Source organism: Ensifer sp. BR816 (assembly GCF_000378985.1).
Lineage (GTDB): Bacteria > Pseudomonadota > Alphaproteobacteria > Rhizobiales > Rhizobiaceae > Sinorhizobium.
This window is the reverse complement of the sequence record NZ_KB905370.1, coordinates 836,342-849,385: the sequence shown is the minus strand read 5'-3', so window position 1 is coordinate 849,385 and position 13,044 is coordinate 836,342. Positions and strand designations below refer to the sequence as shown.

The 13,044-nt window shown below is 64.9% G+C and carries 12 protein-coding genes and 1 other RNA gene; 10 read left to right on the top strand and 3 right to left on the bottom strand.

What is annotated here, in order from left to right; all coding sequences use genetic code 11:
* The gene (locus RHIBR816_RS0104090; RefSeq protein ID WP_026186629.1) at positions 1 to 447 is read right to left on the bottom strand and encodes an HIT domain-containing protein; all 447 of its coding nucleotides are present in this window, start codon (positions 445 to 447) and stop codon (positions 1 to 3) included.
* Positions 448 to 511: 64 nt separating this feature from the next.
* Here RHIBR816_RS0104090 and ffs point away from each other — a divergent pair.
* The 6 genes from ffs to RHIBR816_RS0104065 all read left to right on the top strand — a co-directional run bounded on the left by ffs (position 512) and on the right by RHIBR816_RS0104065 (position 5,785).
* Positions 512 to 609: signal recognition particle sRNA small type (gene ffs / locus RHIBR816_RS35590), an RNA gene on the top strand.
* Between the two features lie 45 nt (positions 610 to 654).
* Entirely contained in the window at positions 655 to 2,535 is a 1,881-nt protein-coding gene (locus RHIBR816_RS0104085) for a DNA polymerase III subunit gamma/tau (RefSeq protein WP_018235262.1), read from the top strand.
* A gap of 62 nt (positions 2,536 to 2,597) precedes the next feature.
* Positions 2,598 to 2,921: a YbaB/EbfC family nucleoid-associated protein gene (locus RHIBR816_RS0104080; RefSeq protein ID WP_018235261.1), complete on the top strand. Its 324-nt coding sequence runs from the start codon at positions 2,598 to 2,600 to the stop codon at positions 2,919 to 2,921.
* A 116-nt stretch (positions 2,922 to 3,037) separates the two neighbouring features.
* Entirely contained in the window at positions 3,038 to 3,649 is a 612-nt protein-coding gene (locus tag RHIBR816_RS0104075) for a LysE family translocator (RefSeq protein WP_018235260.1), read from the top strand.
* Positions 3,650 to 3,699: 50 nt separating this feature from the next.
* Complete coding sequence (gene recR, locus RHIBR816_RS0104070) at positions 3,700 to 4,305, top strand: recombination mediator RecR (RefSeq protein WP_018235259.1); 606 nt, start codon at positions 3,700 to 3,702, stop codon at positions 4,303 to 4,305.
* Between the two features lie 211 nt (positions 4,306 to 4,516).
* Positions 4,517 to 5,785 (top strand): lytic murein transglycosylase, encoded by a 1,269-nt coding sequence (locus tag RHIBR816_RS0104065; RefSeq protein ID WP_052522716.1) that lies wholly within the window; start codon positions 4,517 to 4,519, stop codon positions 5,783 to 5,785.
* A gap of 189 nt (positions 5,786 to 5,974) precedes the next feature.
* On the opposite strand, the gene RHIBR816_RS0104060 is transcribed toward RHIBR816_RS0104065, so the two are convergent.
* Entirely contained in the window at positions 5,975 to 6,883 is a 909-nt protein-coding gene (locus tag RHIBR816_RS0104060) for a LysR substrate-binding domain-containing protein (RefSeq protein ID WP_018235257.1), read from the bottom strand.
* Between the two features lie 95 nt (positions 6,884 to 6,978).
* Here RHIBR816_RS0104060 and RHIBR816_RS0104055 point away from each other — a divergent pair, with 95 nt between their 5' ends.
* Positions 6,979 to 7,842, top strand: a complete 864-nt coding sequence (locus RHIBR816_RS0104055) for an aldo/keto reductase family oxidoreductase (RefSeq protein ID WP_018235256.1) — start codon at positions 6,979 to 6,981, stop codon at positions 7,840 to 7,842.
* 248 nt (positions 7,843 to 8,090) lie between these two features.
* Here the strand turns inward: RHIBR816_RS0104055 and RHIBR816_RS0104050 are convergent, their stop codons facing one another.
* Positions 8,091 to 9,719 (bottom strand): MFS transporter, encoded by a 1,629-nt coding sequence (locus RHIBR816_RS0104050; protein ID WP_018235255.1) that lies wholly within the window; start codon positions 9,717 to 9,719, stop codon positions 8,091 to 8,093.
* 256 nt (positions 9,720 to 9,975) lie between these two features.
* Between RHIBR816_RS0104050 and rimP the strand changes: the two genes are divergently transcribed.
* The 3 genes from rimP to RHIBR816_RS0104035 are packed head-to-tail and all read left to right on the top strand — an operon-like array spanning position 9,976 to position 12,944.
* Positions 9,976 to 10,593 (top strand): ribosome maturation factor RimP, encoded by a 618-nt coding sequence (rimP, locus tag RHIBR816_RS0104045; protein ID WP_018235254.1) that lies wholly within the window; start codon positions 9,976 to 9,978, stop codon positions 10,591 to 10,593.
* A gap of 47 nt (positions 10,594 to 10,640) precedes the next feature.
* Positions 10,641 to 12,251 carry a transcription termination factor NusA gene (nusA, locus tag RHIBR816_RS0104040; RefSeq protein ID WP_018235253.1) on the top strand — a complete coding sequence of 537 codons (1,611 nt, stop codon included), beginning with the start codon at positions 10,641 to 10,643 and terminating at the stop codon, positions 12,249 to 12,251.
* A gap of 6 nt (positions 12,252 to 12,257) precedes the next feature.
* On the top strand, positions 12,258 to 12,944 hold the full coding sequence (locus RHIBR816_RS0104035; protein WP_018235252.1) for an RNA-binding protein: 687 nt from the start codon (positions 12,258 to 12,260) through the stop codon (positions 12,942 to 12,944).
* Positions 12,945 to 13,044 lie beyond the last annotated feature (100 nt).

Sequence of the window (13,044 nt, the reverse complement as noted above, 5' to 3'; positions counted from 1 at the left end):
TCAGAGATTTTCCAGAATACGTGCTGCGAATGCCTGGTGCTCGTCTTCCGGCCATGGCTCGGCCTTGCCGAAACCCCAGACCGGGCCCGGCCAGTTGGGATCGCCCTCCCTGCGGGCGATGACGTGCACATGCAGCTGCCGGACGATGTTGCCGAGCGCACCGATGTTGATCTTCTGCGCTCCGGTCACCTTCTTGAGCGCCGTCGCCACCATGTTCGTCTCGAAGGTGAGCATCGTCTGGTCGAGCGGCGTGAGCTCGTAGATTTCGGAAACGTCGGCCCGCTGCGGAATGAGGATCAGCCATGGCCAGCGGCGGTCGTTCATCAGGCGCATCTGGCAGAGGCCGATCGAGGCGATCGGTATGCCGTCGCGCTCGAGGCGCTCGTCGAGCGTGAAGCTGGTCAAGAAAGTCTCCTCGTGATCAAGGGGATTCGCCTTGTATTCTATACCGATAGCAGTTTTTTGGCGGCTTGGCTTGCATTTGCTTCAGATATTGCCGATATGGAAGCCGGGAGGTTGGTGGTGGACGAGCCACTCGCCAACCGGGTCAGGTCCGGAAGGAAGCAGCCCCAACGAGCCCCGGCACGGGTCATCGTGCCAGCCTCCCACCTTCTCCGTCCTGTCGGGACAAGAGTTCGAACAGCGGCAGGGTCGATGAGCGACGAAGCGCCCATTTCATCCCCAGTTTCAACCGTCGAGAAACCGGCCGCCTACCGCGTTCTGGCGCGCAAATACCGCCCCAAGGATTTCTCCGATCTGATGGTCGGCCAGGAGCCGATGGTGCGCACGCTCACCAACGCCTTCGAGACCGGCCGCATCGCCCAGGCCTATATGCTGACCGGGGTGCGCGGCGTCGGCAAGACGACGACCGCCCGCATCCTGGCGCGGGCGCTGAACTACAAGACCGCCGAGATCGACAAGCCGACGATCGACCTGCGTGTTCCGGGCGAGCACTGCCAGGCGATCATGGACGGCCGCCATGTCGACGTCATCGAGATGGACGCGGCCTCCCATACCGGCATCGACGACATTCGCGAGATTATCGAGCAGGTGCGCTACAGGCCCGTCTCGGCGCGCTACAAGGTCTACATCATCGATGAAGTGCACATGCTCTCGACCCAGGCCTTCAACGGCCTGTTGAAGACGCTCGAGGAGCCGCCGGAGCATGTGAAGTTCATCTTCGCGACGACCGAGATCCGCAAGGTTCCGATCACCGTCCTGTCGCGCTGCCAGCGCTTCGATCTCCGGCGCATCAGCGCCTCCGACCTGGTCGGGCTCTTCTCCACCATCCTGAACAAGGAGGCCGTGTCCTTCGAGCCCGAGGCGCTGGCGATGGTGGCGCGTGCGGCGGAGGGTTCGGCGCGCGACGGCCTGTCGCTGCTCGACCAGGCGATCGCCCATGGCGGCGGCTCCGTCGAAATGGAAACGGTGCGCTCGATGCTCGGCCTCGCCGACCGCGCCCGCATCGTCGATCTCTTCGAGCACATCATCAAGGGCGACGCGGCGGCGGCACTCGGCGAATTCGCGGCGCAATACGAGGCGGGCGCCAATCCGACGGTCGTGCTGACCGATCTCGCCGACTTCACCCATCTCGTGACCCGCATGAAATATGTGCCGGAGGCGGCGAACGATCAGTCCTTGAGCGAGATCGAGCGCCGCCGCGGCGCCGAATTCGCCGGCAGCGTGGCGGTGACTACCCTGTCGCGCATCTGGCAGATGCTGTTGAAGGGCATTCCCGAGGCCGAAAGCTCGGCGCGCCCCGCCGGTGCAGCCGAGATGGTGCTGATCCGGCTCGCCCATGCCGCCCATCTTCCCTCGCCGGAGGATGCGGCCCGACGCTTGCTCGAACTTTCGGGCAGCGAGGCTGGCGACGGTCGCCCGGTGCCGGCCCGCAATGGCGGCGGTACGCAGTCTCAGGCCGCCCAGCCGCCGGTTCAGGCCCGATCCCTCGAGGCAGCGCCTGTCCAGCGGTCGTCCGGCAATGGCGCCACCATGCTGCGCGCCGTAGCGGATGCCGCGGCCCAGCCGATCGGCGTCGGGCGGATCGAGGAGAGGCCGGCACCTGTGGCTGCCGCCAAGCCGGAGCCGAAGGTTCCGGTCAACTCGGTGAGCGATATTGCCGATCTCTGCGCGAAAAACCGTGACATCAAGCTGAAGACGCTGGTGCGCGGCTTCCTGCGGCTGGTGCATATCGAGCCCGGCCGGCTCGACGTCAACCTTCCCGAAGACGCGCCGAAGACGCTGCTCAATGAGCTGGCCGTCAAGCTCAAGGAATGGACCGGCATCCACTGGGTCGTCAGCTACAGCCGCGAGCCGGGCGAACCGACGCTCGTCGAGGCCGAGCAGCGTGCCCAGGAGCAGCGCGTCAACGACGCCCGCCAGGATCCGGATGTTGCCGCGATCCTTGCGCGCTTTCCGGGTGCGAGGATCACCGACGTGCGCATCCGCGCCGCGGAGGTGGAGGTTGAGAACCTCGCTCCGGCAACGGCCGAATCCGAGGACGGCGACATCGTCCCCGGCGACGACATCGAGTAAGTGCGCGACGCAGAAGCGGCGCTTGAGTTTCAGGCAGACAGAGCAAAGGACAGGAGACGACGATGCGCGACATCATCGGCATGATGGGCAAGGTCAAGGAAATGCAGGCCAAGATGGAGAAGATGCAGGCGGAGATCGCCGCGCTCGAAGTCGATGGCACGTCCGGCGGCGGCCTTGTCACTGTCCGGCTCGACGGCAAGGGCCACATGAAGAGCCTGAAGATCGATCCGTCGCTGTTCAAGGAGGACGATGTCGAGATTCTCGAGGACCTGATCGTCGCCGCCCACAAGGATGCGAAGGAAAAGGCCGAGGCGGTGCAGGCGGAAAAGACCCGCGAACTCACCGCCGGCCTGCCAATTCCGCCGGGGATGAAGCTGCCGTTCTGATCGGTAAGTCGCGACTTAATTCGGCAGGCGCGGACAAGCGTGTTGGCGTGCCGCCGCTTCCAGGGCGCCGGATCGGTGCCGGATGGCGGGTTTTGTGGTCTAGCGGAAGGATATCCATGACCGTCGCTACGCTGCTCGTCTTTGCCGGCGCGCTGTTGATCGCCGCCGGATCGCCTGGGCCGAGCATCGCGGCGCTTGTCGCGCGCGTGCTCGCAAAGGGCGCGCGCGACGTGCTTCCCTTCCTCGCCGCGATGTGGGTCGGCGAGGCAATCTGGCTCTCCTTCGCCGTCGCCGGCCTGGCGGCGATTGCGGAGACCTTCCATTGGATGTTCGTCGCCATCAAATGGGCGGGCGTCGGCTACCTGCTCTTCCTCGCATGGAAGATGTGGTCGGCCGAGCCGGCATTGCCGGGCGACAACCTGCCGGAGGCAAGATCGGCATCGAAGATGTTTCTTGCCGGCCTGACGATCACGCTTGGCAATCCGAAGATCATGATGTTCTACGTGGCGCTTTTACCCTCGATCATCGATCTAGGCTCGGTAACGTTCGTCGGCTGGACGGAGCTTGTCGCCACCATGTTCGTCGTTCTGATAGCGATCGACGTCGCCTGGGTGGTGATGGCGGCAAAGGCCCGGCAGTTCCTGAAGAGCCGCCGTGCGGTGAGATTCGTCAACCGCGCCAGCGCCGGCACGATGGCCGGCGCGGCCGTCGCGATCGCGGCGCGGTGATCACCGTCAAAGCGATTCCGTTTGTCGGCGAGATGCGCTAAAAGCCGGCCATGGCAAAGCGAGTCACCGGTCCAGAAATCGAAAAGCTCATCCAGCTCCTGGCGAAGGTGCCCGGTCTCGGGCCCCGCTCCGCGCGGCGCGCCGCATTGCACCTCGTCAAGAAGAAGGAGCAATTGCTCGGGCCTCTCGCCGAGGCGATGGGCGAGGCACACCGCAAGGTCAAGATCTGCTCCTGCTGCGGCAATGTCGATACGATCGATCCCTGCACCGTCTGCACCGACGAGCGCCGCGACCAGGCGGTGATCATCGTCGTCGAGGACGTCGCCGATCTCTGGGCGCTGGAGCGGGCAGGCGCCTTGAACGCCGCCTATCACGTGCTCGGCGGCACGCTGTCGCCGCTCGACGGCATCGGGCCGGATGATTTGAACATCAAGGCGCTCGTCGATCGCGTCGCCAAGGGCGGCGTGCGCGAGCTGGTCATCGCCGTCAATGCGACCGTCGAGGGCCAGACGACGGCTCACTACATCACCGACCAGCTCGAAGGCATCGAGGTGAAGATCACCCGTCTCGCCCATGGCGTACCAGTCGGCGGCGAGCTCGACTATCTCGACGAAGGCACGCTGACTGCCGCGCTCCGGGCGCGTACGACGATCTGAAGGGATGCCGATGCGTTTGAAGTCTCGTATTCGCTCGTGGTTTTCCGGTCCTGCAGGGGCCGCCCCCCTCTGCCCTGCCGGGCATCTCCCCCGCAGGGGGGGAGATCAGGTTGGGGCGGGCGCACAACCCCACAACACCGCCGCCGCGCACGCGTCTCTTTCAGCAGCGGGAAGCCCTCGCCACACGCCAATCTCCCCCCTTGTGGGGGAGATGCCCGGCAGGGCAGAGGGGGGTAAACCTCGCGCACTCCTAATCCTCGCCGCCATCGCATCACTCCTCGCCCTCAACCTTCCCGCATACGCCGCCACCAAGGCCGATGTCGAAGCGCAGTTCCGCCAGTGGCTCGCGAACGATCTCTGGCCGGAGGCGAGACAGGCCGGCATTTCCGCCTCCGCCTTCAAGGCAGCCTTCGCCGACGTGAAGCTCAACTGGGACCTGCCCGATCTGGCGCCGCCCGGCTTTCCGAAGGCGAAGGAGCGCAAGCAGAGCCAGGCGGAGTTCTCCTCGCCGGGTTCCTATTTTTCCGAAAAGCGGCTGCAGGGCCTTGCCGCGACCGGCCGCAGCCTTGCCTCCGCCCACGCCTCGACGCTGAAGCGGGTAGAGCGGAGCTACGGCGTCCCGGGGCCGATCATCCTTGCCATCTGGGGCCGAGAATCCGGCTTCGGCCGGGCGAAGATCCCGCATCCGATCGTCGACGTGCTGGCGACCAAGGCCTTCATGTCGACGCGGCCGGAGCTTTTTCGGCGCGAACTGATAGCAGCGCTGACGATTCTTGAGAGCGGCGACGTCAAGGAAGCGGACATGCGCGGTTCCTGGGCCGGCGCCATGGGCCAGCCGCAGTTCCTGCCGTCGAGCTTCCTGAAATATGCGGTCGACTTCGACGGCGACGGCCGCCGCGATATCTGGAATTCCGTGCCGGACAGCCTCGCGTCGATCGCCAACTATCTTGCCGAGAAGGGTTGGCAGAGCGGCCGTGACTGGGGCTTCGAAGTGTCGATCCCGGGCGACGTTTCCTGCGCCCAGGAGGGGCCGGATCTGGCGCGGCCAATCGCCGATTGGGCCGGCATGGGGATCACCCGCGTCTCCGGCAAGGCCTTTCCTTCCGCCGAGCGTTCGGCTTCCGGCATGATGCTGGTGCCGGCCGGCACCCACGGGCCGGGCTTCGTCGTCACGCCGAATTTCTACGTGATCAAGGAATACAACAATTCCGACCTCTACGCCCTCTTCATCGGCAATCTTGCCGACCGGATCGCCGCGGGCGGCGGCGCCTTTCGCGGCGCATGGGGCGATGTCGGAAAGATGCTGCGCTCCGACGTGCTCGGCATGCAGAAGGCGCTGGTCGCGACCGGCTACGACGTCGGCAAGGTCGACGGCCTGCCGGGCTACAAGACCCGCCGCTCGCTCGGCGACTGGCAGGCAAAGAACGGCTTGAGGCCGACCTGCTTTCCGGATCCGTCGCTGAAGGCGAAGCTACGCTGACTTTGGGTCGGGGTGGTGAAAACCTGACGCGTCAGTACCCGACGCAGGCTCCGCTTTGGGGTGGAGGGCCGGCGCTCAACGCGTACGCACCTCACAGCCACCTTTGGGTACAGACGACTGGGTACAGACGACATTCAGGACCATGACGGCACGCTGGAGGCCGTTCGCTCGTTGCTCGTCCACCAAATGTCAGGATTGGCCGGTCGACCCTTTAACAAAGTCGATGAACGCCCTCAGCGGCGTGGGCACCAGGCGCCGTCCGGGATAGTAGAGGAATGGCCCCGAGAAGCGCTCCCACCATGGTTCGAGAACGGGCTCGAGGACGCCGCTGTCAAAATGCGGACGCAGCCAGTCTTCGAACAGGCGGACGATGCCGAGACCGGCGATCGCCGCATCGACGGCGAGGTCGCTGGCTCCGCCGGCCGTCACGACCAGCGGACCGGTCGGATCGATCCGCACCGCCTCGCCGTCGCGCTCGAACTCCCATGGCGGCATCATGCCGCTGGGAAAGCGGTGGCGCAGACAGGCATGGCCAAGCAGGTCGCGTGGATGCTCGGGCCGACCGTGCCGATCGAGATAGGCGGGAGAGGCGGCAGCGGCAAAGCGCTGTCGGCGCGGTCCAATCGGCACCGCGATCATGTCCTGGTCCAGCCGCTCCTCGTAACGGATCCCGGCATCGCACCCGGCCGCGAGCACGTCGACAAAGCCTTCTTCGGTGATCACCTCCAGCCGGATATCGGGATAAGCGGCGAGGAATGCGGGAACGATCCGCGGCAGCACCAGCCGCGCCGCACTGACCGCCACATTGAGCTTCAGCGTGCCGGCCGGCCTGTCACGAAAGCCGTTCACCACGTCGAGCGCGGATTCCATCTCGCGCAAGACGGGGCCAAGCTGTTCAAGGAGGCGCGTTCCGGCCTCGGTCAGCACGACGCTGCGCGTGGTCCGGTGCAGCAGCCTGACCCCGAGCTGGCCTTCCAGACGCCGCACCGCTTCGCTGAAACCCGACGCGCTGGCGCTGCTCTGGCGCGCGGCGTCGCGGAACCCGCGGGCGCGTGCCACCGCCACAAACGCGTTCAGATCGCTGAGTTCTACCTTCATCGTTCGCCGATCCGCACAGCCTGTGCAGATTGTACCGGATTATCGTGCATTCCAGCAACGCTTATCTGTGCTTTGTCAGATAAGGAGAAAAGATCATGACCAGCATCGACAAGTCAGGAACCTTCGCGCTCGGCGACCGCACCGTAAAGCGCCTCGGCTACGGCACCATGCAGCTCGCCGGGCCCGGCGTATTCGGCCCGCCAAAGGATCAGGAGGCGGCACTGGCCGTGCTGCGCGAGGCCGTGGCCGCTGGCGTGAACCACATTGATACCGCCGATTTTTACGGCCCGCATATCACCAACAAGCTGATCCGCCAGGCGCTCGCACCCTATCCCGACGATCTCGTCATCGACACGAAGATCGGCGCCCGACGTGACGAGAATGGCGCGTGGCTGCCCGCCTTTTCGGCCGAAGACCTGACGCAGGCGGTGCATGACAACTTGCGCAACCTTGGGCTCGACGTGTTGGAGGTGGTGAACCTCCGCATCATGTTCAATGCGCACCACCCTGTTGAAGGGTCGATAGAGGCGCCACTCACGGCTCTGGCCGAGCTTCAGCAACAGGGCCTCGTGCGCCATATCGGCCTGAGCAACGTCACGCCTGCACAGGTCGCCGAAGGACGCCGGATCTGCGATATCGTCTGTGTTCAGAACCACTACAATCTGGCGCATCGCGCTGATGACGCCCTGATCGACGATCTCGCTCGCGACGGCATCGCCTATGTTCCCTTCTTCCCGCTCGGCGGGTTCACGCCATTGCAGTCGTCCACCCTATCCGCGATCGCCGAACGCCTTGACGCTACACCGATGCAGGTCGCGCTCGGATGGCTGCTTCGTCGCGCGCCGAACATCCTTCTGATCCCCGGCACGTCGTCCGTCGCCCATCTGCTTGAAAACATCGCTGTGGCCAAAATCAATCTGTCGGATGATACGCTCAAGGATCTGGACTATATGGCGTAAAATGCCGGTTCCGCCTGACAATCTAAAAACGCGAAAACGATCTCAAGCTTCGCAACGGCTTTGGTGGGTGAGGGGCGGATGCGCCCCCCACGCGCCTCGAATCTAGTGGATAGGCCGTAATAGACCGTAACCTCGAGAGCCAGCTTCGCGCTCGAAAGCGGGCTCCAAACGCGCGCACTCTAGACGAAGCAACGGGTCGAAACGAGTATTCCTCTCCGCTATGAAGCGTCAGATCTTCGTGTCCGTCCTCAATGCATCTCCGCCGGCTGCTTGTAGCGCTCGTAATGCCCGGGAACGATCGTCTGGCGCTCGATCAGCCGGTGCACGTATGGCGGCCGGGCGCCGCGGTGCAGTGCCGTCAGCCTGTCGCCGACGGCGGCGTCCGCCTGGGTTCGGCGCTGGTTGTGGCGGACATATTCGACCCAGGTCGGCACGTGATAGGTCTCCGTCCAGGTCGTCGGGTTTTCGAGGTCGCGCATCAGCGCCCAATGGCCTGCGCCGTCGCGGATGCGGATGCGGCGCCGCTCCGCCATGGTCGTCAGGAACTCTGGGATGTCCGCATCGTCGATCTCGTAGTCGATCATCACGACGATCGGGCCGCTTCGGGGCTTCAGGTCGAGCGCGAGCAGCGGCTCGTTGAAACGGTTGAGCGGGTCGAGGTTCAGCGACGTGAACTCCGGCAGCGCGAAACGCAGGCCGATGGCAATGCCGGCGAGCATCAGAAGACAGGAGCCGATGAGCGCATTCGAGGCACCGTATTCTTCGGCGGCGACGCCCCACAGCCAGCTGCCGCCGGCAATACCGCCGAAGGTGGTCGTCTGGTAGAGCGAGAGCGCGCGGCCGACCACCCATCGCGGCGTCGAGAGCTGCACCGTGGTGTTGAACAGCGACAGCGCCAGCACCCAGCAGGCGCCGGAGACGGTGAGAGCGAGCGAGGTCAGCCAGGCCGCGGTGCTGAGCGCCGTGACGATCGCGCTCGCCGCGAAGCCGGCGAAGGCGAGCCGCACGATCGCTTCGCTCGACAGGCGTTCCCGGAGACGCGCGCTGAGCAGCGCGCCGCCGATCGCTCCGAGACCGAAGGCGCCGAGCATGATGCCGTAGGTGAGCGGTCCACCCTTGACGAGGTCGCGGGCGACAAGCGGCAGCAGCGCCAGGATCGCGCTTGCCGAAAGGCCGAAGGCGAAGCCGCGCAGAAGCACCTTGCCGATATTGGGCGACATCGCCACATAGCGCAGCCCGGCCGAAACCGCCCGGCCGAGCCGCTCGCGCGGCAGCGCGCTTTGGGGGACGCTCGGCCGCCAGCGGGAAATCGCGAACAGGATGGCGAAATAGCTGAGCGCGTTGACCGCGAAGGCCGCGGCCGCTCCGGCGGCGGCGACGATGGCGCCGCCGATTGCCGGGCCGACGCTGCGGGTGATGTTGAAGCCCATGCTGTTCAGCGCGACGGCCGCCGGCAGGTCGTCGCGCGGTACCATGTCGCCGACCGAAGCCTGCCAGGACGGGTTGTTGAGCGCGGTGCCGCAGCCGATCAGAAAGGTGAAGAGCAGGAGCAGCCACGGCGTGATGAGCCCGTAATAGGCAAAGATCGTCAGGAGCGCCGAAACGGCGAGCATGAAGGCCTGCGCGACCAGCATGATCCGCCGCCGGTCGAAATTGTCGGCGAGCGCGCCGGAGACCAGCGAGAACAGCATGATCGGCAGCGAGGTCGAGGCCTGCACCAGCGCCACCATGTTCACCGATTGGGAGATGGACGTCATCAGCCAGGCGGCACCAACCGCCTGGATCAGTCCGCCGAAATTGGAAGCGAGGCTGGCGATCCAGATGATCCGGAACGTGTCGTGCCGGAAGGGGGCCAGCGGCGATATGCGGTTCGTCACCTCGTGTCTCTCTCGTTGCCGATGTGCGTGTGTGGCTTCGTTTATAAACCGCGAAATGCGGCACGCCAGCCGCTTAAACTTGCCATTGGCCAAGCTTTGTCGCGATTTCTGCCGTTTGCCCGCCCGAACTGCCGCAAGCCTTGCAATTTACGGCGATGGAGCGTATATGACCCTCAAATTCTTGATCGGTAGATGAAGAGTGGGCCCGACAGGACCCGCTCTTTTTTATTAGCCGATGCGATGAGGAGATGATCGTTTGTCCGATCCGGCCACGGCTGAAACTGCAAATGAACCAAGGCTGATCACCGAAACCGGCCTCGACCGGCGCATTGCCGACATCATCGAGCCCGTGCTGGTGCAGATGGGTTTCCGCCTGGTGCGCGTGCGCATGTCCGGCCAGAACGGCCTGACGCTGCAGATCATGACCGAACGCAACGATGGCACGATGACCGTCGAGGATTGCGAGGAGGTTTCCAAGGCCGTCTCGCCGGTTCTCGATGTGGAAGATCCGATCGACAAGGCGTATCATCTCGAAGTGTCGTCGCCGGGCATCGATCGCCCGATGGTGCGCAAGTCCGATTTCGTCCGCTGGCAGGGCCATCTGATGAAGTGCGAGACTTCGATCATGGTCGACGGCCGCAAGCGCTTCCGTGGCAAGATCCTGTCGGTGGACGAGGAGGGTTTCCGCCTCGAGCGCGACCAGCCCGCCTATGGCGAGGAGGCCGTCGCCGCCATCCCGTTCACCGCCCTTTCGGAAGCACGGCTGATCCTGACCGACGACCTGATCCGCGACGCGCTGGCGGCCGACAAGAAGGCGAAGGCGGCGCGCGCCGCCAACGAAAATTTCGCAGACGAAGATAGAGATATCGAATGAGGCAGGGCGCGCTTTTCTAGGCCCCTGTAACCAGACGGAGACAAGACATGGCAGTCAGTGCTAACCGGCTCGAGCTTCTGCAGATCGCGGACGCTGTGGCCCGCGAAAAGGTGATCGACCGCGAGATCGTTCTGGCCGCGATGGCAGACGCGATCCAGAAGGCGGCCCGCTCGCGCTACGGTTCGGAATCGAACATCCGGGCGGACATCAATTCGAAGACCGGCGAAATCCGTCTGCAGCGTCTTCTCGAGGTCGTCGAGCACGCCGAGGACTATTCGACGCAGATCCCGCTCGAGCTCGCTCGCGACCGCAATCCGGACGCCAAGCTCGGCGATTTCATTGCCGATCCGCTGCCGCCGATGGATTTCGGCCGCATCGCCGCGCAATCCGCCAAGCAGGTGATCGTGCAGAAGGTTCGTGAAGCCGAGCGCGACCGCCAGTATGATGAATTCAAGGACCGGGTCGGCGAGATCGTCAACGGCACCGTCAAGCGCGTCGAGTATGGCAACGTCATCGTCGACCTCGGCCGCGGCGAAGGCATCATCCGCCGCGACGAGATGATCCCGCGCGAAAACATGCGCTACGGCGACCGCGTCCGCGCCTTCGTCTACGACGTTCGCCGCGAACAGCGCGGCCCGCAGATCTTCCTGTCGCGCACCCATCCGCAGTTCATGGTCAAGCTCTTCACGATGGAAGTGCCGGAAATCTATGACGGCATCATCCAGATCAAATCCGTCGCCCGTGATCCCGGCTCGCGCGCCAAGATCGCCGTCGTCTCGAACGATTCGTCGATCGACCCGGTCGGCGCCTGCGTCGGCATGCGCGGTTCGCGCGTCCAGGCGGTCGTCGGCGAGTTGCAGGGCGAGAAGATCGACATCATCCCGTGGTCGCCGGATCCGGCTTCCTTCATCGTCAACGCCCTGCAGCCGGCCGAGGTGACCAAGGTCGTTCTCGACGAGGATGCGGAGCGTATCGAGGTCGTCGTGCCCGATGAGCAGCTGTCGCTGGCGATCGGCCGCCGCGGCCAGAACGTCCGCCTCGCCTCGCAGCTGACCGGCTGGGACATCGACATCCTCACCGAACAGGAAGAGAGCGAGCGCCGCCAGAAGGAATTCAACGAGCGCACCCAGCTCTTCATGGACGCACTGGACGTCGACGAGATGGTTGGTCAGGTTCTGGCGTCCGAGGGCTTTGCCCAGGTCGAAGAGCTTGCCTATGTCGATCTCGACGAGATCTCCTCGATCGATGGCTTCGACGAGGAGACCGCGACGGAAATCCAGACGCGCGCCCGCGAATTTCTCGAGAAGATCGAGGCCGAGATGGACGCCAAGCGCAAGGAACTCGGCGTCTCCGACGAACTGCGCCAGATCGATGGGCTGACCAGCCAGATGCTGGTTGCCCTCGGCGAGGAAGGCATCAAGACGATCGAGGATTTCGCCGGCTGCGCCGCCGACGATCTCGTCGGCTGGACCGAGCGCAAGGACGGCGAGACCAAGCGCTTCGAGGGCACCTTCTCGAAGCTTGAGGTCAGCCGCGAAGAGGCCGAGACAATGATCGTCCAGGCGCGCCTGGCGGCCGGCTGGATCACTGAGGAAGACCTCGCGACCGCTCAGGACGAGCCGATCGAAGTCGCCGAAGGCTCGGAGCAGGACGCCTGATCCCCGATGACAGCCGCCACCGAAATTCTGCCTTCAGACAGGGGCCCGAAGGACCGGAGCGGCAGCAGCCGGACCTGCATCGTCACGCGCGAGGGCCGGTCCCCGGATGAGCTGATCCGCTTCGTGGCCGGGCCGGACGGGCGCGTCGTACCCGACCTGAAGCGGCAGCTGCCGGGGCGTGGCTGCTGGGTGAAGGCCGAGCGGCGCCTTGTCGAGAAGGCGGTGGCGAAGAAGCTCTTCGCCCGCGCCCTTCGCACCGAGGTGAAGGCCGAGGCGGCGCTCGTCGACGAGGTCGACAGGCTGCTCGCCGAGCAGCTCGCCGGAATGATGAACATGGCGCGCAAGGCCGGCCAGTTCGTCTCCGGAGCGACGAAGACGGAGCAGGCGGTGCGCGGGCTCGCGGCGCTCGGCGTTTTCCACGCGATTGACGCGGCCGCCGACGGCGTCCGCAAGATCGACAAGGCTCGCAAGGCGATGAGCTTCGTCGCCGAGGATGAAACGGAAATACCTGCGTTCCGCCCGTTTGCGGCGGCGGAAATGGAGGGGCTTTTGGGAAGTAATGCTTTTATCCATGCCGCAGCGCTTGCAGGGCAGGCGGGTGAGGGTGTAGTGAAGCGCGCAATCATGCTCGAAAAGTACCGAGGATCCGTCCCGGTCCGGGCCGAAGGCGGCGCTGACAAGCCACAGCAATGACACGCGTCACCGGCAGAGGCCGGCATCGCGAGCGCTGCTTGAGACAAATTGGAAGACGGGGTCAGATGTTTCGCATCCGGCCCTGATCGCTAGGAACGGA